The sequence below is a fragment of the Streptomyces sp. NPDC041200 genome, from assembly GCF_055591805.1.
Map to the genome: position 1 here is coordinate 197,299 of NZ_JBVIZF010000010.1, position 17,913 is coordinate 215,211.

Annotated in this window: 18 protein-coding genes; 5 read left to right on the forward strand and 13 right to left on the reverse strand. The window is 69.7% G+C overall.

The genetic code is table 11. The features are described 5' to 3' along the window. Positions 1 to 14: 14 nt before the first annotated feature. Complete coding sequence (mqnP, locus tag ACZ6CL_RS23430) at positions 15 to 917, reverse strand: menaquinone biosynthesis prenyltransferase MqnP (RefSeq protein ID WP_468938296.1); 903 nt, start codon at positions 915 to 917, stop codon at positions 15 to 17. Next, entirely contained in the window at positions 914 to 2,365 is a 1,452-nt protein-coding gene (locus tag ACZ6CL_RS23435) for a menaquinone biosynthesis decarboxylase (RefSeq protein WP_468938299.1), read from the reverse strand. Before ACZ6CL_RS23435 ends, mqnP begins: the two co-directional genes overlap by 4 nt. A gap of 88 nt (positions 2,366 to 2,453) precedes the next feature. Between ACZ6CL_RS23435 and ACZ6CL_RS23440 the strand changes: the two genes are divergently transcribed. Beyond that, the gene (locus ACZ6CL_RS23440; RefSeq protein WP_468938414.1) at positions 2,454 to 2,837 is read left to right on the forward strand and encodes a PLD nuclease N-terminal domain-containing protein; all 384 of its coding nucleotides are present in this window, start codon (positions 2,454 to 2,456) and stop codon (positions 2,835 to 2,837) included. A gap of 37 nt (positions 2,838 to 2,874) precedes the next feature. Here ACZ6CL_RS23440 and ccsB read toward each other — a convergent pair whose 3' ends face one another. The 7 genes from ccsB to hemL form a co-directional block, all read right to left on the reverse strand. Next, a complete protein-coding gene (gene ccsB / locus ACZ6CL_RS23445; RefSeq protein WP_468938301.1) occupies positions 2,875 to 3,969 on the reverse strand; it encodes a c-type cytochrome biogenesis protein CcsB in 1,095 nt (364 codons plus the stop codon). Next, positions 3,966 to 5,744 (reverse strand): cytochrome c biogenesis protein ResB, encoded by a 1,779-nt coding sequence (gene resB / locus ACZ6CL_RS23450; RefSeq protein ID WP_468938304.1) that lies wholly within the window; start codon positions 5,742 to 5,744, stop codon positions 3,966 to 3,968. The genes ccsB and resB overlap by 4 nt, the downstream gene beginning before the upstream one ends. Before the next feature lie 3 nt (positions 5,745 to 5,747). Beyond that, a complete protein-coding gene (locus ACZ6CL_RS23455; protein ID WP_385440780.1) occupies positions 5,748 to 6,509 on the reverse strand; it encodes a cytochrome c biogenesis CcdA family protein in 762 nt (253 codons plus the stop codon). A 6-nt stretch (positions 6,510 to 6,515) separates the two neighbouring features. After that, a complete protein-coding gene (locus ACZ6CL_RS23460; protein WP_468938306.1) occupies positions 6,516 to 7,133 on the reverse strand; it encodes a TlpA family protein disulfide reductase in 618 nt (205 codons plus the stop codon). Between the two features lie 66 nt (positions 7,134 to 7,199). Then, positions 7,200 to 8,384 carry a polysaccharide deacetylase family protein gene (locus ACZ6CL_RS23465; RefSeq protein ID WP_468938309.1) on the reverse strand — a complete coding sequence of 395 codons (1,185 nt, stop codon included), beginning with the start codon at positions 8,382 to 8,384 and terminating at the stop codon, positions 7,200 to 7,202. 164 nt (positions 8,385 to 8,548) lie between these two features. Then, positions 8,549 to 9,235: a histidine phosphatase family protein gene (locus ACZ6CL_RS23470; protein ID WP_468938311.1), complete on the reverse strand. Its 687-nt coding sequence runs from the start codon at positions 9,233 to 9,235 to the stop codon at positions 8,549 to 8,551. Between the two features lie 8 nt (positions 9,236 to 9,243). Further along, the gene (gene hemL, locus ACZ6CL_RS23475) at positions 9,244 to 10,560 is read right to left on the reverse strand and encodes a glutamate-1-semialdehyde 2,1-aminomutase (protein WP_468938313.1); all 1,317 of its coding nucleotides are present in this window, start codon (positions 10,558 to 10,560) and stop codon (positions 9,244 to 9,246) included. 138 nt (positions 10,561 to 10,698) lie between these two features. Here hemL and ACZ6CL_RS23480 point away from each other — a divergent pair, with 138 nt between their 5' ends. Both ACZ6CL_RS23480 and ACZ6CL_RS23485 read left to right on the forward strand, forming a co-directional pair. Beyond that, complete coding sequence (locus ACZ6CL_RS23480) at positions 10,699 to 11,247, forward strand: hypothetical protein (RefSeq protein WP_078510346.1); 549 nt, start codon at positions 10,699 to 10,701, stop codon at positions 11,245 to 11,247. Positions 11,248 to 11,275: 28 nt separating this feature from the next. Beyond that, complete coding sequence (locus ACZ6CL_RS23485) at positions 11,276 to 11,608, forward strand: YnfA family protein (RefSeq protein WP_468938316.1); 333 nt, start codon at positions 11,276 to 11,278, stop codon at positions 11,606 to 11,608. Here the strand turns inward: ACZ6CL_RS23485 and ACZ6CL_RS23490 are convergent. Beyond that, positions 11,598 to 13,193 carry a hypothetical protein gene (locus ACZ6CL_RS23490; protein ID WP_468938319.1) on the reverse strand — a complete coding sequence of 532 codons (1,596 nt, stop codon included), beginning with the start codon at positions 13,191 to 13,193 and terminating at the stop codon, positions 11,598 to 11,600. The genes ACZ6CL_RS23485 and ACZ6CL_RS23490 overlap by 11 nt on opposite strands. A gap of 208 nt (positions 13,194 to 13,401) precedes the next feature. Here ACZ6CL_RS23490 and ACZ6CL_RS23495 point away from each other — a divergent pair, with 208 nt between their 5' ends. Continuing rightward, positions 13,402 to 14,157, forward strand: coding sequence for an SDR family oxidoreductase (locus tag ACZ6CL_RS23495; protein ID WP_468938321.1), 756 nt, complete (start codon positions 13,402 to 13,404; stop codon positions 14,155 to 14,157). 27 nt (positions 14,158 to 14,184) lie between these two features. Here ACZ6CL_RS23495 and ACZ6CL_RS23500 read toward each other — a convergent pair whose 3' ends face one another. The 3 genes from ACZ6CL_RS23500 to ACZ6CL_RS23510 all read right to left on the reverse strand — a co-directional run bounded on the left by ACZ6CL_RS23500 (position 14,185) and on the right by ACZ6CL_RS23510 (position 16,743). Next, positions 14,185 to 14,775 carry a hypothetical protein gene (locus tag ACZ6CL_RS23500; RefSeq protein WP_468938324.1) on the reverse strand — a complete coding sequence of 197 codons (591 nt, stop codon included), beginning with the start codon at positions 14,773 to 14,775 and terminating at the stop codon, positions 14,185 to 14,187. Beyond that, positions 14,772 to 15,383, reverse strand: coding sequence for an RNA polymerase sigma factor (locus ACZ6CL_RS23505; RefSeq protein WP_468938326.1), 612 nt, complete (start codon positions 15,381 to 15,383; stop codon positions 14,772 to 14,774). Before ACZ6CL_RS23505 ends, ACZ6CL_RS23500 begins: the two co-directional genes overlap by 4 nt. A gap of 166 nt (positions 15,384 to 15,549) precedes the next feature. Beyond that, on the reverse strand, positions 15,550 to 16,743 hold the full coding sequence (locus ACZ6CL_RS23510) for an RtcB family protein (RefSeq protein ID WP_468938328.1): 1,194 nt from the start codon (positions 16,741 to 16,743) through the stop codon (positions 15,550 to 15,552). A gap of 159 nt (positions 16,744 to 16,902) precedes the next feature. Between ACZ6CL_RS23510 and ACZ6CL_RS23515 the strand changes: the two genes are divergently transcribed. Continuing rightward, entirely contained in the window at positions 16,903 to 17,868 is a 966-nt protein-coding gene (locus ACZ6CL_RS23515) for a DUF3558 domain-containing protein (RefSeq protein ID WP_468938330.1), read from the forward strand. Positions 17,869 to 17,913 lie beyond the last annotated feature (45 nt).

A 17,913-nucleotide genomic window follows, 5' to 3' on the forward strand; every position in this document is an offset into this window, starting at 1 on the left:
CTATCCGGCGGGTCTCACGGGCTGAGGCCCCGCACCACCAGGTCGAGCAGAGCGCAGCAGAACAGGGCGATTCCGATGAAGCCGTTCACCGTGAAGAAGGCGCGGTTCAGGCGGGAGAGATCGTCCGGGCGCACGATCGTGTGCTCGTACGCGAACGCCGCCGCCACGATCACCAGACCCAGCCAGAAGAAGACCCCGGCGCCGGTGGCCAGCGCGTACCAGACCAGCAGCAGCGTGGTGATCACATGGCAGGCGCGCGCCCCGTGGAGCGCCCCCGCGATGCCGAACCGCGCCGGTACGGACCGCACGCCGTGCGCCCGGTCGGCGGCCACGTCCTGGCAGGCGTAGATCAGGTCGAAACCGCCGATCCAGATGCCGATCGCGAGGCCCAGGATCACCGCGTCCCACGACCACTGGCCGGTGACCCCGATCCACGCCCCGACCGGGCCCATGGCCTGGGCCAGGCCCAGGATGGCGTGCGGGAAGTCGGTGAACCGCTTGCCGTACGGATAGACCACCATCGGGACGACCGCGACCGGCGCCAGCGCCAGGCACAGCGGGTTGAGCGCCGCGGCGGCGCCCAGGAAGACGACCAGCGCGACCAGCGCCCCGGTCCAGGCGGTGCGCACCGAGACCGCGCCGGTGACCAGCTCGCGGGAGGCGGTCCGGGGGTTCCGCGCGTCGATCTCGCGGTCGATGATCCGGTTGGCGGCCATCGCGAAGGTGCGCAGGCCCACCATCGCGACCGTGATCAGCAGCAGCCGAATCCAGTGGACGCGCCCGTCCCACAGCTGCATGGCGGTCAGCGCGGCGGTGTACGCGAAGGGCAGCGCGAAGACGGAGTGCTCGATCATCACCAGGCGCAAGAAGGCCTTGGTGCGGCCGGGCTGGGGCACGGCGGCAGCGGCGGAGGTCACAGCCCGTACTCCTTCCAGCGTCGGGTCACCCGATCGGCGGTATCCGGATCGGACTCGACCATGTGCGGCCAGCCGCCGTCGCGGGTGTAGCCCTCCTCGGGCCACTTGGCGGTGGCGTCGATGCCCGCCTTGCCGCCCCAGAACTGCTGGTACGAGGCGTGGTCGAGGTGGTCGACCGGGCCTTCGGCCACGGTCAGGTCGCGGGCGTAGTCGGTGTTCCCCAACGCGCGCCAGGACACCTCGTGCAGATCGTGTACGTCACAGTCGGCGTCGACCACGACGATCAGCTTGGTCAGCGACATCATGTGGGCACCCCAGATGGCGTGCATGACCTTCTGCGCGTGCTTGGGGTACCTCTTGTCGATCGAGACGATCGCGCAGTTGTGGAAGCCGCCCGACTCGGGGAGGTGGTAGTCCACGATGTCCGGGATGATGATCTTGAGGAGCGGGAGGAAGAACCGCTCGGTCGCCCGCCCCAGCGGCCCGTCCTCCGTCGGCGGACGGCCCACCACGATCGACTGGAGCAGCGGGCGGGAGCGCATCGTCACACAGTCGATGGTCAGCGCCGGGAACGGCTCCTGGGGCGTGTAGAAGCCCGTGTGGTCGCCGAACGGGCCCTCCGGCAGCATCTCCCCGGGCTCCAGCCAGCCCTCGATGACGACCTCGGCGGCGGCCGGGACCTGGAGCGGCACCGTCTTGCAGTCGACCATCTCGATCCGGCGGCCCTGTACGAACCCCGCGAACAGGTACTCGTCGATGTCACCGGGGAGCGGGGCGGTCGACGCGTACGTCACGGCGGGCGGCGCGCCGAAGGCGATCGCGACCGGCAGCTTCTCGCCGCGCCGGGCCGCGACTTGGTAGTGGTTGCGGCTGTCCTTGTGGATCTGCCAGTGCATGCCGATGGTGCGGCGGTCATGGCGCTGGAGTCGGTAGAGGCCGAGGTTGCGCACCCCGGTCTCGGGGTGCTTGGTGTGGGTGAGGCCGAGGTTGAAGAACGAGCCGCCGTCCTCGGGCCAGGTGAACAGCGCCGGGAGCGCGTCGAGATCGACGTCGTCACCGGTCAGCACCACCTCCTGGACCGGCGCGTCCTTCACCTTCCTCGGCGGTACGTGCGCCATCGAGCCGAGCTTCCCGAACGCCTCGCGCAGCCCGCCGAAGCCCTGCGGCAGCTCGGGCTTGACCAGTCCGCCGATCTTCTCGCTGATCTCGTCGTACGAGCGCAGCCCCAGGGCCTTGAGGAGCCTGCGGTCCGTGCCGAAGACGTTCATGGCCAGCGGCATCGCCGAGCCCTTGACGTTCTCGAAGAGCAGCGCGGGACCGCCCGCCTTGTTGACGCGGTCGACGATCTCGCCGATCTCCAGATACGGATCGACTTCGGCCTTGACGCGCTTGAGGTCGCCTTCCCTGTCGAGCGCCCGCAGAAAGGAACGAAGATCGTCATAAGCCATGCGTCCCAGTATCCGGTACGCACTACCCTGGTCCCGTAACTGGGGCCCGCTCGACCGGCCCGAACACCACACGCAGGGGGATCGCCTCATGCTCCGGGTGCTGATGATCCTGGTGCCGCTGGCACTCAGCATCTACGCGTTCATCGACTGCATCACCACCGAGGAGCGGGACGTCCGCTACATCCCCAAGCCGCTCTGGGCGATCCTCGTCCTGCTGTTCCCGGTGGTGGGATCGATCTCCTGGCTGCTGGTGGGCCGCAAGCGGGCCACGGCGACCGAGGTCCGGCGGCGCGAGTGGGTCGCCCCGGACGACAACCCCGAGTTCCTGAAGTCCCTGGGCGAACGGGGCCAGCGGGATGAGCAGCCCGAGCGGCGTGAGCAGCACGAGCAGCACGAGCAGCCGGAGGACGGCGACGAGCTGCGCCGCAAGGGCGAGGGCCCGGACGACACACCGCCGCCCGCGGCGTCCTGAGACGGCGCGGGCGGCGGGGGTGGCGTGAACCGGCGGGTCAGACTCCGGCGTAGGAGTGCTTGCCGGTGATGAAGATGTTCACGCCGTAGTAGTTGAACAGGTAGCAGCCGAAGGCGATCAGCGCGAGGTACGCGGCCTTGCGGCCCTTCCACCCGGCGGTGGCCCGGGCGTGCAGGTAGCAGGCGTAGGCGACCCAGGTGATGAAGGTCCAGACCTCCTTGGGGTCCCAGCCCCAGTAGCGGCCCCAGGCCGCCTCGGCCCAGATCGCGCCCGCGATGATCGTGAAGGTCCACAGCGGGAAGACCGTGGCGTTGATGCGGTACGCGAACTTGTCCAGCGACGCCGCCGACGGCACCCGCGCCAGCACCGACTTGACGCCCTGGCGGTACTGCTTGCCCTCCGGGTTCTCCAGCTGCGCCTCGTAGCGGTCGCGGAAGAGGTAGAGCAGCGTGGAGACGGCCCCCATGTACAGCGCGGCCCCGGAGATGATCGCGCAGCTGACGTGGATCCACAGCCAGTACGAGTGCAGGGCGGGAACCAACTGGTCGCTGTCGGTGTACAAGACAGAGACAGCGAGTCCGAGGTCGAGGAGGATCGTGGTGACCAGGGGCAGACCGATCCAGCGGACGTTCTTCTTCAGCGCGAGCAGCACGAGGTATGTGGCGACCGCGACCATGCCGAAGGTCGTGGAGAACTCGTACATGTTGCCCCACGGCGCCCGCTGCACGGACAGCGCGCGGGTGAGGACACCACCGGCATGAGTGAGGAACGCCAGCACGGTGAGGCCCACCGCGATCCGGCCGTAGACATCGCCCTGCTCGGTGCCGCCCGAGGCGCCCGGCCCGTCCGGGACGTCGCGGCTGCCCGGGGCGGCCCGGGTGATGACCTTCGGGCGCTCCAGGACGGCGGTGCCGCCGCCCTTCTCCGCGGTCTGGACCGTCACCGAGGCGCTGCCGGCGGCCGGGGTCTCGGCGGTGAGCGCGGCGGCGCCGCGGCCCACGACGCTGCGGCTGCCGAAGACCCACTCGGCGATATGGGCGAGGAAGGCGAGGGTGTAGACCGCCATCGCCGTGTAGATCAGCACATTGCTGTAGTGGGCGAGGGTTTCGTTGGCTGCGGCCGCGAGGTTCACGCGCGCGCTCCTTCTGCGGGATCTGCGGGTTCTGCAGGCTCTGCGGTGTCTCCGGATTCCGGTTCTGCCGCGGGGGGCGCGTCCGTCTGGAGACGGACGGCCAAGTCGGCCAGCTCCTCGGGGAGCTTGGCGTATTCGCTGCGGCCGAGCCCGGCCATCTCGACGACGGTCGCGCCGTCGGCCCCCCGTACCGCCCGGACCCAGACCCGGCGGCGCTGGATGAACAGCGAGCCCACCAGGCCCACCAGGGCCGCCACTGCGCCCAGCAGGGCGGTCTGGTCGCCCGGCTTGTGCGAGATCTGGAAGCTGGCCCAGCTCTTGACGCCGTCGAAGGTGAGCGTGCCCTCGCCGTTCGGCAGCTTCATGGTGTCGCCCGGCGCGAGCGCCCGGGCGAACTTGGTCTTCCCGTCGGGCTCCAGGTACTGCTTCATCCGCGACTTGTCGAGCTGGTACACGCTCTGCGGGGTACCGCCGTCGATGCCGAGGCTGCCGTGGTAGGCCGTCAGCACCAGCGCCGGATTGTCCAGCGCCGGGAACTGGGAGAACATGCCCTTGCTGCGCACCCAGGTCGGCAGGAACTGCCCCTGGTACGCGACCTGGTCACGCTTGCCGTTCTTGTCACGGTAGTCACCGAGCTTGATCACCATGCTCTCGGTGAGGTTGGCCCCGTCGATCGGCAGCCCGACCACCGGCCCCTTGTGCACCACATCGCCCTGCCCGTCCCGGACCGTGACGACCGGCGAGTAGCCGTGGTTCAGCAGGAAGACCTTGTAATTCTGGATCTCCAGCGGCTCGTTGACCTTGATCGACGACTTGCGGGCGGCCCCGTCCGCCCCGTCCCAGTAGGTGACATCGGCGCGGAAGGTGCGCGGCGTGCGCGTCTGGGGGCCGCTGCGCTCGTAGGTCGCGTGGAAGCGGTCCAGCTGGAAGCTGAAGGGCGCCAGGTCCTCGCTCTGGAACAGCTGCCCCGTCTTGATGTCGTCGTACTGGGTCAGGCTGTTGGAGAAGCCGCCGCCCTCGGTGATCAGGCTGCTGCCCTCGGTCTTCCACAGCTGGCCCGCGGCGAAGGAGACCAGCAGCACGATCAGCGCGGCGTGGAACAGCAGATTGCCGACCTCGCGCAGGTAGCCCTTCTCGGCGGCGACCGCGTTCCCCGTGAGCTGGCTGCGGAAGCGCCTCCGCTTCATGATCCGCTGCGCCGCCTCCAGCACCTTCTCCGGCTCGGCGTCGCTGCGCCAGGTGGTGTAGGCGGGCAACCGGGTGAGCCGGCGCGGGGCGCCCGGCGGGCGGCCACGCAGCTGGCCCACGAACTGCCAGGTGCGCGGCACGATGCAGCCGATGAGCGAGATGAACAGCAGGATGTAGATCGCCGAGAACCACACCGAGCTGTAGACGTGGAACAGCTGCAGCTTCTCGTAGATCGGGGTGAGGGTCGGGTGCTGGTCCTTGAAGTCCTGGACCTTGAGCTGGTCGATGCTGGTCTGCGGCACCAGCGAGCCCGGGATCGAGCCCAGGGAGAGCAGGAAGAGCAGCAGCAGCGCGACCCGCATCGAGGTCAGCTGCCGCCAGAACCACCTGGCCCAGCCGAGCGGCCCCAGCGAGGGGACGTTGATCTCCTCGGCGGGGGCGGTGGACAGCTGCGACCCCGCGGCGCCCAGCTCGCGGTCCTCGGCGCCCGCGGCGCTGTCGGCCGTCTCGTCAGCCGCCGTGTCAGCCGCTTTGTCGGCCGCCTCGGCCGCCTTCTCGGCCGCCGAGTCGGTATCGGTGGTGGACATGGATCAGATCCCAACGTTGAAGCTCTGAGCCCAGCTCTGCGTGTCGCTCATGATGCTGTCCCAGACACCTGTGAGCAGCAGCACCCCCAGGGCGATGAGCAGACCGCCACCGGTCCGCATCACCCACACGTAGTGCTGTTTGACCCAAGCGAAGGCGCCCAGCGCGCGCCGGTAAGCCACCGCGACGGCGACGAACGGCAGCCCGAGCCCGACGCAGTACGCGACGGTCAGCAGAGCGCCGCGACCCGCGCTCCCCTCATTGAACGCCAGCGCCTGGACGGCGGTGAGGGTGGGCCCCAGGCAGGGAGTCCAGCCGACGCCGAACAGCGCGCCCAGCACCGGCGCGCCCGCCAGCCCCATCGTGGGGGTGATGTGGAAGCGGAACTCCCGCTGCCCGAAGCCCTTCAGCAGCCCCATGAAGGCCAGGCCCATCAGGATCGTGACGGCCCCGAGGATCTTGGAGAGGGTCTCCTTGTGCTCCTGGAGCGTCCAGCCGAAGTGGCCGAACAGCGCGCCGCCGGAGACGAAGACGGCGGTGAAGCCGAGTACGAAGAGCGAGGCGCCCGCGACCATCCGGCCGCGTCTGGCCTCCGCCAGATCCGTACCGGTGATCCCGGTGACGTACGACATGTAGCCCGGCACCAGGGGCAGCACGCAGGGGGAGAAGAAGGAGACCAGTCCACCGAGAACGGCGATCGGCAGCGCGAGCAGCAGCGCCCCGGTCATCACCGTCTCATTCGCACCGGTGGCGGCGAGCGTAGTCACAAGAGGTCACTTCTCCGCGATGAGCGGGTCGACCATCTCGCGCATCTTTTCCTCACTGAGCGGAGTGAGCGCGCGGGCCGCGATCTTGCCATCCCGGTCCAGGACGATGGTCGACGGGATGGCCTGCGGGTTGAGGCTTCCCTTGGGGAAGCGCAGCATCAGCTTGCCGATCGGGTCGTACAGGCTCGGATAGTCGACCTTGAACGACTTCTCGAACCTGAGCGCGGGGGCTCGGTTGCTGTCGCGGGTGTTGATCCCGATGAACTGGACACCCTTGGCCTTGGTGTCCGTGGCGACCTTGGCGAGGTTCGGGGCCTCGGCCCGGCAGGGTGCGCACCAGGATCCCCAGACGTTCAGGACGACGATCTTGCCCTTGTAGTCGGCCACATCGAGCGGCTTGCCCTCGAGGGTCTTGCCGGACAGCTCGGGAGCCTCCTGGCGGTCCCCCTTGGCCACGGTGTCGATGCCGCCCTTGCCCTGCACGAACTTGGTATCGGCCGATCCGCCCGAGGCGCCGCCACTACCGCAGGCGGAAAGGGACAGCGCGGCAACCGCGGCCCCGGTGGCCAGCACGGTTGCGCGACGGAGGGTCGCGAGGCGCCGAGGGGCGCGGCAGGCACTCATGTGAAAAGTTTCGCATGGCCCATTTGCCGATCTTCGCCACCCCCCTCGACCCCCAGGGGAAGGCGATCAGCGGCCGCTCGCGCTCCACGCCTCGCCCACGCCGAACCCCTGCAGATCGGCGAGCACCGCCGGGTCCTGCGCGTCCATCCAGTCCGTGAGCTGTCTGAAGGACACCAGCCGCACGTCCTTCCGCTTCTCGTCGGCCATGTGCTTGAGCGCTTCCTCGACGGCGTCCATATAGATCCCGCCGTTCCACTTCTCGAAGTGGTTGCCGATGAAGAACGGGGCGCGATTGGTCTCGTACGCACGCTGGAAACCGGCGATGTACGCGTCGGTGGCCTGCTTGCGCCAGCCCGGGTAGTTGGCGGGCGGCGCATTCGTAGAATTCTGCGACTGATTGGCCAGGATGTTGTAATCCATCGACAGCACTTCGAAGGAATGCCCGGGGAAGGGAATTTGCTGCAGCGGATAGTCCCACAGCCCCAGCTTCTTCGACGGCCATACCTGCCGCCCGCCGGGCGAACTGGCGTCATAGCGCCAGCCGAGCTTACGGGCGGTCGGCAGCAGATTCTGCTGTCCCAGCAGACACGGGGTGCGTCCGCCGATCAGTTCCTCGTGGTAATCGAAGGGCAGCGGCTCGACGTCCTTGAATCCGGTGTTCGTGCGCCACTGCGTCACGAACGACACCGCCTGCTCGATCTCCGACTCCCACTGGGCGGACGTCCAGTTGGCGCCGCTGCCGCGGCCGGAGCAGAAGTGGCCGTTGAAGTGGGTGCCTATCTCATGCCCCTCCAACCAGGCACGACGCACGTTCTTCAGTGTCGCCTTGATGTGGTCGTCGGTGAGGTAGCCGATGTCGGAGGCGCCCACCGGGTTGTTCGGCGGCTTGTAGAGCGACTTCTTCGACTCCGGCAGGCAGTAAAGGCCGGAGAGGAAGAACGTCATGGTGGCGCCGTGATCCTCGGCGAGCTTCAGGAAACGGGGGAAGAGACCGTTGCCGACCTCTCCCGCACCGTCCCAGGAGAAGACCACGAACTGCGGCGGCTTCTGCCCCCGCTCAAGACGCTCCGGCTTGGGATCCTTCGGGCGGCCCACCCCACGGGAGGTTGAACCATCACCGATCGGCTTTGCCTGTGCCGTCCTCTTCGGGGCCGCCTTATCCGACCCCGAAGATGAACAGCCGACAGCGGCCAGTGATGCGACCGCCCCCATACCAAGGCCGAGGATCCCCCTCCGGCTGACCTCACGCATAGCGTCCTCAATTCGCACTCGCCGTACTGGTTGCCCGGGTCACGGACGACCTTTGAGATGGCGAGACGAATAGCGGGGTTCCGAACGGACGCGGCCAATTACAGTTCCGGAACATTACCCCGGGAACGATTACCCCGGGCGATGAGGCACCTACAGCGCGCTGATTACGCACCGACCCCCTTGGAGGCCCCCTTCACCTTCTTGGCGCCCGCGAGGAGATGGGCGGGGACGAGATCACGGGCCGGTTCGCTGTAGCCGACCGACACGATCTTGTCGCCGCGGTAGGTGAAGGAGGTGAGGCTGGCCAGGGTGCACTGCCGCTTGCGCGGGTCGTGCCACAGCCGCCGCCGCTCCACGAAGCTGCGCACGATCCAGATCGGCAGCTGATGGCTGACGCAGACCGCCTCATGCCCGCGGGCGGCGTCGCGCGCCGCGCCCAGCGCCCCCATCATCCGCACCACCTGGTCGATGTACGGCTCGCCCCAGGAGGGACGGAAGGGATTGGTGAGGTGCCGCCAGTTGGCGGGCCTGCGCAGCGCGCCGTCACCCACCCCGAAGGTCTTCCCCTGGAAGGCGTTCGCCGCCTCGATCAGCCGCTCGTCCACGGCCACGTCCAGACCGTGCGCCTTGCCGATCGGCGCGGCCGTCTCCTGGGCCCGCTCCAGCGGGGAGGCGACCACATGGGTGATGTCGCGCTCAGCGAGGTGCTCGGCGACCCGGTCGGCCATGCGACGGCCCAGCTCCGACAGGTGGTACCCGGGCAGGCGCCCGTACAGCACGCCCTCCGGGTTCTCCACCTCGCCGTGGCGCATCACATGGACGACGGTGATGTCGTTCTCGCTCGTTGTCATGTCACCCATCATTCAGTCGCCTCGGCGGCGGCCCGCGCCGCCCCCGGCAGAGCCTCCGCCACCCGCTCCAGCGCCCGCTCGTCATGGGTCGTCGAGACGAACCACGACTCGAAGGCGGACGGCGGCAGATAGACGCCCTGGGACAGCATCGAGTGGAAGAAGGGGGTGAAGCGGAACGCCTGCTGCGCCTTCGCCTTGGCGTAGTCCGTGACGTCCTCGTCGGTGAAGAAGACGGAGAACATGTTGCCCGCGACCTGCAGCCGGTGTGCGACGCCCGCCTTGTCCAGCGCCTCGGTCACCAGGCCCCGCAGCCGCGCGGAGGCCGCGTCAACCTGTCCGTACGCCGCGTCGTCCAGCAGCCGCAGCTGGGCCACACCGGCGGCCGTCGCGATCGGGTTCCCGGACAGGGTGCCCGCCTGGTAGACGGGACCGGCCGGGGCGAGCTGCGCCATGACGTCGGCGCGGCCGCCGAAGGCCGCGGCCGGGAAGCCGCCGCCCATGACCTTTCCGAACGTCATCAGATCGGGTACGACTCCATCGAGCCCGAACCAGCCCGCCTTGGAGACCCGGAAGCCGGTCATGACCTCGTCGGAGATGTAGAGCGCGCCGTTGTCCGCGCACAGCTCCTTAAGGCCCGCGTTGAACCCCGGCAGCGGCGGCACCACGCCCATGTTGCCCGGCGACGCCTCGGTGATCACACAGGCGATCTCACCCGGGTGCGCGGCGAACGCCGCCCGCACCGCCTCCAGGTCGTTGTACGGCAGCACGAGGGTCTCCCCCGCCTGCGCGCCCGTCACCCCGGGGGTGTCCGGCAGCCCGAAGGTCGCCACCCCGGACCCGGCCGCGGCCAGCAGGGCGTCCACATGGCCGTGGTAACAGCCCGCGAACTTGATCACCTTGGGGCGTCCGGTGAAGCCACGGGCCAGCCGGATCGCCGACATCGTCGCCTCGGTGCCGGACGACACCAGGCGCACCTGCTCGACGGGGCCGATCCGGGCCACGATCTCCTCGGCGAGTTCGACCTCGCCCTCGCCCGGCGTGCCGAACGACGTACCACGTGCGACGGCGGCCTGCACGGCCGAGATGACCTCGGGGTGCGAATGGCCGAGGATCATCGGTCCCCACGAACACACGAGGTCGACGTACTCGCGACCATCGGCGTCGGTGAGGTACGGACCGTCACCGGACACCATAAAGCGGGGCGTACCTCCGACGGCACGGAAAGCCCGGACCGGAGAGTTCACGCCGCCGGGCGTCACGACGGCCGCGCGATCGAAAAGCGTCTGCGAAACTGGGGCTGCGTACGGATAGCTCACGCAAGCCATGTTGTCAGAGGGTGACGGAGTCCTGCCGTCGGGAGTTTCACAACGCCGACTCGGGGGAGGTCTCAGTCATATTGATCAGTTTGATCAGTCGCAATGATCGGGTTGCGCGGCTGCGGCTGCGAGTGGTCGGGTGGAGATATGCATCGCGGTGGCGAACTGGGTGAAGGGACTGACGATCGAGGCCCCGAGCGTGCCCGCCCCGGACGCCATCGGCGAGAAGACGCGGGCAGGGCAAGCAGGAGCGGGGGCCGCATGGGGGTGACCTACAAGTACTTCGGCGCGCCCGACGGGGCCACCGCTGCCCGGGTCCCCATCTCCATGCGCCCCGAGGAGCTCGGCGGTGACGAGCTGGGCCACGGCATGTTCACCAAGATCAAGCCGGAGACGGTGGCCGCGATGGTCCTCACCGGCATCGAGGGCGTGCCCCTGCACAAGGTGCCCCCGCTCGAACTCGTCGTCCTGCACCCGGACTACGCCGTCGTCAAGCTGCCGATGACCGCCGTCGACCCGCTGCGCGGCGTCGGCGAGGAGGCGGTGGGCGCCGCCGCGTTCATCTGGTCCACGGTCCCGGACCGCGGCGGCCCGCGCGACGCCTTCCTGGTCTACCAACTGCTCCACGAGTGGCAGGACTTCAGCCACCGGCTGCACGAGGCGGGCCACCAGCCGTACTGCCTGGTCTGGCCCTAGCCTTCTGATCCGGCCCTAGCCTTCCCCCATGCTCATCGCACGCTCCGTCATCCTGTTCGTCCTGGCCGCCCTACTGGAAATCGGAGGCGCCTGGCTGGTCTGGCAGGGTGTGCGCGAGCACAGGGGATGGGCCTGGATCGGCGCCGGGATCGTGGCTCTCGGCGCCTACGGTTTCGTGGCCACGCTCCAGCCGGACGCGAACTTCGGCCGCATCCTCGCGGCGTACGGCGGCGTCTTCGTCGCCGGATCACTCGCCTGGGGCATGGTCGCCGACGGCTACCGGCCCGACCGTTTCGATGTCATCGGCGCGCTGATCTGCCTGGCCGGTGTCGTCGTGATCATGTACGCGCCTAGAAGGTGAGCGGGCGGCCGTGGTGAGCGTGGTCGCCGTTGTCCTGCTGCTTGGCTGAGCCGAGGACGCAGCCGGTGTCCGGGTCGATCAGCACCCGGGTGATGGTGTCGCCGCACTCGACGTCCACGGCCCACACCTGGTGCTCGGCGCCGTTCTTGTGCTGCGGGTCCTTCTGCTTGTGGTGCGGGTCCTGCTGCTTGTGGTCGCCGCGCTGCTTGTCCTCGTGGCGCTGCTTGTCCTCGTGCCGCTGCTTCTCGGCGCGCTGATTGTCGTTGTGGCGCGGGTCCCGGTGCTGGTCCTTGCGCTGGTCGTCCTTGCGGTGACCGTCCTTGCGCATGTCGCCCTTACGCGGGTCCTCCTTGCGCTGGTCGCCCTTGTGGTGGTTCTTGTGCTGCGGGTCGTCCTCGGGGCGGTCGTCCACCAGCTCGGCGCTGACGGCCTGGCCGCCGACCTCGCACTCGGCGATCTCCACGGCTTGCTGGAGCGTCACCGGCCCCTCCGCGCTCTGCGCGGCGTCGGTGGCGGAGTCCTGGTGCTTCTGGGGGGCGTGGGGGTCCTGGTGGTCGTCCTTGCGCGCGTGGTCGTCATCGCGCGCGTGGTCGTCATCGCGCGCGTGGTCGTCATCGCGCGCGTGGTCGTCATCGCGCGCGTGGTCGTCCTTGTGGTCGTCGTGGGCGGCCGGGGCGCCGTAACGGCCCTGCGGCATGGCCTCGGCGGGCTGCGGAGCCGCCTGCGGCATGGCTTCGGCGGGCTGCGGAGCTGCCTGGGGCGGAGCCGCCTGGGGCTGGGCCACCTCGGGCTGGGCCACCTGGGCCGACTCGCCGAGCTGGGCCATGCCGCGCTGCTGGTAACCGTGGCCCTGCGGGGCGTGGTTCTGGCGCTGCCAGCGGTGCGGACGGTCGTTCTGGTGGCCGTTCTGGCGCTCGGCGGTGGCCTGGCCGTTGGTGGCCTGCCCGTTGGCCGCTTGGCCGTTGGCAGCCTGCCCGTTCGTGGCCTGCCCGTTCGTGGCCTGCCCGTTCGTGGCCTGCCCGTTCGTGGCCTGCCCGTTCCCGTGCCAGCCGTTGCCGGACTGACCGTTCGTAGCCTGGCCGTTCGCGGCCTGCTCGTTCACAGCCTGACCGTTTCCGTGCCAGCCGTTGCCGGACTGGCCGTTCGTAGCCTGGCCGTTCGCGGCCTGCTCGTTCACAGCCTGACCGTTTCCGTGCCAGCCGTTGCCGGACTGGCCGTTGGCGGACTGGCCGTTGGTGGACTGCTCGTTCTCGTGATGGCCGTTCTCGCGCTTGTCGTTGGCGTGGTGGCCGTTCTCGCGCTTGTCGTTGGCGTGGTGGCCGTTCTCGTGATGGCCGTTCTCGTGCTGCTTGTGGTTGTCGCCGTGCTGATGGCCATCCCCATGGCTGCGGTCGCCGTGCCGCTCCTGGTCCTGGAGGCATGCGGAGGCCGACGACGGGTGGGAGCCCGCCGCGCTGCCCGCGGCCCACGCGACCGACGGAGCGCCCGCCACCAGCGCCGCCGCCGCGAGGGCGCCCGCGGAGGCAACCCCCCAGCGACGGAAGGACCGACGGGACCGGTGCAGCGTTCTGTTCTGATGGGTCATGACCTGAATTCACTCCTTGGGCATGGGACGTCCGAGACCGGCGGCGCGCCGGACGCAGTGCACCCTTCCCCGGGGCCATGAGCGGATAGCGGTTTCCGATCTTCAGTCCCCCGATCGGCCGCAGATCAGAAGGTCATATCCTGCGTATGGATCACGGTGCGCTTTCCGTACCGGATCACGCGCATGCCACGTCGCCGCAGGAGGGCCGATGACCACCCGTACCGCAGTCATCACCGGTGCCAGCAGTGGGATCGGTGCGGCAACCGCCCGCAGGCTCGCCGCCGCCGGGTTCCGCGTCGTCCTCGCCGCCCGCCGCAAGGAGCGGATCGAGGCGCTGGCCACGGAGCTGGCGGAGGCGGGGTACGAGGCCCTGCCGTACGTCCTGGACGTCACCGACCGGGACGCCGTCACCGCCTTCGCCGAACAGTTCGACCGCTGTGACGTGCTGGTCAACAACGCGGGCGGGGCCATCGGCGCCGAGACCGTCGCGACCTCCGACCCGGCCGACTGGCGGGCGATGTACGAGGTCAACGTGATGGGCGTGCTCCATGTGACGCAGGCCCTGCTGCCCGCCCTCACCGCCTCGGGCGACGGCACGATCGTGGTGCTGTCCTCCACGGCGGGCCACATCCAGTACGAGGGCGGCGGTGGCTACGTGGCCGCCAAGCACGGCGCGCACGCGATCGCGGGCACGCTGCGGCTGGAGCTGTGCGGCGAGCCGGTGCGGGTGATCGAGATCGCGCCGGGCATGGTCATGACGGACGAGTTCGCGGTGAACCGGTTCCGCGGCGACGAGGGCCAGGCCGCCGCCGTCTACGACGGCGTCGCCGAGCCGCTGACCGCCGACGACGTCGCCGACACCGTCGCCTGGACGGTCACCCGGCCCTCCCACGTCAACGTCGACCTGATGGTGATCCGCCCCCGCGCCCAGGCCGCCCAGCACAAGGTCCACCGGGAGCGCTGAGGCCGCGGGGGCGGTGCGCCGACGGCCCTACAGGTGAAGGGGCGACAGGTGGAAGATCCGCCCGGGGGTGCACGCCGGAACCTTCAGCACCAACCGGGACGACACCGCGCGCATCGAGTCGTCGTCGCGGAAGGTCGCCGCGATGAGCAGCGTCTCACCGTCCCGGATCCGCTCCGGGTGGATGCGGGCCTTCCCGGGGTCGCCGTGGACCTCGTACACGATCGCTTCGCGGTCCTTGGAGTCGGGCGCGGCGGGCGGAACGCCGGTGGCGCAGCTCTCGTCCGCCTCCAGGACGGCCGCCCGCACGCCCATCTTGTTGAGCTGCTTCTGGAGCCCCGGCACGCCCTCGGGACGGCTCAGGGTCAGGATCAGCGAGCCGTCGTCCTGCCGGGTCACGGCGTACGCGGGCGAGCTGCCCGAGCCGCTCAGCGTCGGCACGACCACCGCCGCGCCGACGGCGGCCGCCGCGACCGCGCCGAGGGCGAACGAGACGCGCGGACGGCGGGCCGGGGCCCGGGGCGCCGGAGCCGGGGCGGTGGCCATGGCCGACAGCTCCGCCGCCAGTCGGCGTTTGAATCCGGTGGGCGAGCCGGTGGACGAGCCGGTGGACCTGGTCATGAGACGACCTCCAAGGTGCGTTCCGCGTGTGAGGTGGTGGACGGACGTGCGGCGCGCAGGGCGCGCTTCGCGCGGTGCAGGCGGACCCGGACCGTCGTCTGGCCCAGCCCGAGGACCTGGGCGGCCTCGCGCGGGGTGAGGCCGTCGACGGCCACGAGATCGAGGACCTCGCGCAGCGGTTCGCTCAGCGCCCTGTGCCCCTCAGCCAGCTCGCGCGCCGCCCGTTCCGCGTCGATCCGCTCCTCCAGCGCGGCGATGTCCTCCTCGTCCAGCAGCCGGTGCCCGTTCAGCCGGGCCACCGCGCGCTGTTCGCGGGCGCTGCCGCGGTGGTGGGAGGACAGGACGTTGCGGGCGATGCCGTACAGCCAGGCGGCGGGCGCCCCGCGCTTCGGGTCGTAACTCCCGGCGGCTTCGAGCGCGGCGACGAACGTGTCGGCGGTGAGGTCCGCTGCCAGCTGTGGGCAGCTCGTGCGCCGGGAGACGAAGCCGAGGACGGAGTCGAAGTTCTCCTCGTAGAAGGCCGCGAATCCGGCGGCGTCCGGCCGTGGCGGCGCGGCCCGGCTCGCGCGTCGTCCGGGCCCCGCGGCCCGGTCGGGTATTAAGGGCACCTGTTCCTCCAAGGTGGTCGGTGATCCCTTCACCCGTACTTGGCCGGGCGGCGGCACACCGTTTCACCGGTGCCCTGACGACAACAGGGCGTGCCCGGTGAAGCCCCGCCCGAGGACTCACCGGACACGCCCTGATCCGGGACCGATCACCAACGGCCCCGCGCGTTCACCCCTTCACACACACGACCTGCTTGAGCCGGGCCACCACCTCGACGAGGTCCCGCTGCTGCTCGATGACCTTCTCGATCGGCTTGTACGCACCCGGGATCTCGTCCACGACGCCGGAGTCCTTACGGCACTCCACGCCCCGCGTCTGCGCCTCCAGGTCCTGCGTCGAGAAACGCTTCTTCGCCTGGTTCCGGCTCATCTTCCGCCCGGCTCCGTGCGAGGCCGAGTTGAAGGACGACTCGTTCCCCAGGCCCCGGACGATGTACGAACCGGTGCCCATCGAACCGGGGATGATCCCGTAGTCCCCGCGGCCCGCGCGGATGGCGCCCTTGCGGGTCACCAGCAGGTCCATGTCCTCGTACCGCTCCTCGGCCACGTAGTTGTGGTGGCACGAGATGACCGGCTCGAATACCGGCCGGGCCTTCGCGAACTCCTTGCGCACGACGTCCTGGAAGAGCGACATCATGATCGCGCGGTTGTACTTGGCGTACTCCTGCGCCCAGAACAGATCGTGCCGGTAGGCGGCCATCTGCGGGGTGTCCGCGATGAAGACGGCCAGGTCGCGGTCGATCAGATCCTGGTTGTGCGGCAGTCCGCGGGCCTGACCGATGTGGTATTCGGCCAGTTCCTTGCCGATGTTCCGCGAGCCGGAGTGCAGCATCAGCCACACCGAACCCTCGTCGTCGAGACAGAATTCGATGAAGTGGTTACCCGATCCGAGCGACCCCATCTGCTTCGTGGCCCGCTCCTGGCGAAACTTGACCGCCTCGGCCACTCCCCCGAACCGCCCCCAGAAGTCGTCCCATCCCGCGGTCTGGAACCCGTGCAGCCGCCCCGGGTCGACCGGGTCGTCGTGCATCCCCCGGCCCACCGGAATCGCCTGCTCGATCTTGGACCGCAGCCGTGACAGATCGCCCGGCAGGTCGTCCGCGGTGAGCGACGACTTGACCGCCGACATCCCGCAGCCGATGTCCACGCCGACCGCCGCCGGGCACACGGCCCCGTGCATCGCGATCACCGAACCGACGGTGGCGCCCTTTCCGTAGTGCACGTCCGGCATCACGGCCAGGCCCTTGATCCACGGCAGCGTGGCCACGTTCCGCAGCTGCTGCATGGCCACGCCCTCGACCGTCGCGGGGTCCGCCCACATCCGGATCGGGACCTTCGCCCCGGGCACCTCGACATACGACATGTTTTACTCATTCCCCCGCGAAAGTTGGACAACGCAAAAACCGGACCCAAGGCCCATTCACGACAGCCGACCGGCAGACGTGGCGGCCCGTGCGGTACACATTGTCTGCAGCCATCGCCTACGGGCGGCAAGCAGTTTTCGCTCGAAGGGACACGGATAGTGCAGCCAGCGCAGCGAACGGCTCGTGGACGGCGCGCCGCCCGGGCCGCCGCCCTGCTCATCGCCGTGCTCGCCACCGCGGGGCTCAGCGGATGCACCAGCTCCGACTCCCAGCCCGGAGCGGACGACAGCGCCTCCGACGACTCCGGTACGGGCGTCTCGGCCGAGCCGGGCCGCTACGACACCCTCCCCGAGGCGTGCGGCGCCGTGAGCGCCAAGACGCTGCACCGGCTGCTGCCCGGCGGCACCGAGGCCGACAAGTCGTACGACGGCCAGGCGACCGTGACGTACGACATAGACCGGCGCGACGGCTGCCGCTGGAAGGTCGCGACGCCGAGCGGCACCCGCTATCTGACGCTGGACTTCGAGCGCGTCGTCTCGTACGACCCGTCCGTGAGCGATGACGACCGGGCGCTGGAGCTGTACGAGAAGAAGGCGGCCGCGGCCGACATCCCGGACACCCCCGCCCCGACCTCGCCCTCCGCCGGCGCCTCGGACGAGGACGAGAACGAGGACGAGCCGGGCGGCGACACGTCCGCCTCCTCGCCCCCCGGCTCGGGGGCGAGCGCGTCCAGCGGATCCGGCGCCTCCCGCGGATCGGGCGACGCGGGCAGCTCCACCGGGAGTGAGAAGGGCAACACCAGCGAAAAGGGCAGCACGGGCAGTCCGAGCGCGGGCGACGATGAGGGCACCGCAAGCGACGGGAGCACGCCGGAGAACCCGGACGCCACCGCCCCGCGCCGCCTCGACGACCTCGCCGACGACGCGTTCCTCAATGACCAGCTGATCACCAAGGACTCCGGAATCCACCGCGACATCACGGTCGTCTTCCGGTCCTCGAATGTGATCGCCACCATTGAGTACGACGAGTGGTCGACCAACAAAAAGGACATTCCCGAAAGCGAAGAACTCCAGGGGAGCGCCGAAGACTTGGCCCAGGAGCTGACCGGGCGTCTCACCGAATAGCGAGCCGGGCCACCCCCGGGCGGAAGACCTCGGAGATTGGGCGGC

What these genes read in the sequence shown, in the direction of transcription:
- ACZ6CL_RS23480 (WP_078510346.1), top strand. Translation starts at nt 10,699, where the DNA reads ATGCATCGCGGTGGCGAACTGGGTGAAGGGACTGACGATCGAGGCCCC.
- resB (WP_468938304.1), bottom strand. Translation starts at nt 5,744, where the DNA reads ATGTCCACCACCGATACCGACTCGGCGGCCGAGAAGGCGGCCGAGGCG.
- ACZ6CL_RS23470 (WP_468938311.1), bottom strand. Translation starts at nt 9,235, where the DNA reads ATGACAACGAGCGAGAACGACATCACCGTCGTCCATGTGATGCGCCAC.
- ACZ6CL_RS23485 (WP_468938316.1), top strand. Translation starts at nt 11,276, where the DNA reads ATGCTCATCGCACGCTCCGTCATCCTGTTCGTCCTGGCCGCCCTACTG.
- ACZ6CL_RS23460 (WP_468938306.1), bottom strand. Translation starts at nt 7,133, where the DNA reads ATGAGTGCCTGCCGCGCCCCTCGGCGCCTCGCGACCCTCCGTCGCGCA.
- ACZ6CL_RS23490 (WP_468938319.1), bottom strand. Translation starts at nt 13,193, where the DNA reads ATGACCCATCAGAACAGAACGCTGCACCGGTCCCGTCGGTCCTTCCGT.
- ACZ6CL_RS23495 (WP_468938321.1), top strand. Translation starts at nt 13,402, where the DNA reads ATGACCACCCGTACCGCAGTCATCACCGGTGCCAGCAGTGGGATCGGT.
- ACZ6CL_RS23440 (WP_468938414.1), top strand. Translation starts at nt 2,454, where the DNA reads ATGCTCCGGGTGCTGATGATCCTGGTGCCGCTGGCACTCAGCATCTAC.
- ACZ6CL_RS23465 (WP_468938309.1), bottom strand. Translation starts at nt 8,384, where the DNA reads ATGCGTGAGGTCAGCCGGAGGGGGATCCTCGGCCTTGGTATGGGGGCG.
- ACZ6CL_RS23510 (WP_468938328.1), bottom strand. Translation starts at nt 16,743, where the DNA reads ATGTCGTATGTCGAGGTGCCCGGGGCGAAGGTCCCGATCCGGATGTGG.
- hemL (WP_468938313.1), bottom strand. Translation starts at nt 10,560, where the DNA reads ATGGCTTGCGTGAGCTATCCGTACGCAGCCCCAGTTTCGCAGACGCTT.
- ACZ6CL_RS23500 (WP_468938324.1), bottom strand. Translation starts at nt 14,775, where the DNA reads ATGACCAGGTCCACCGGCTCGTCCACCGGCTCGCCCACCGGATTCAAA.
- ACZ6CL_RS23435 (WP_468938299.1), bottom strand. Translation starts at nt 2,365, where the DNA reads ATGGCTTATGACGATCTTCGTTCCTTTCTGCGGGCGCTCGACAGGGAA.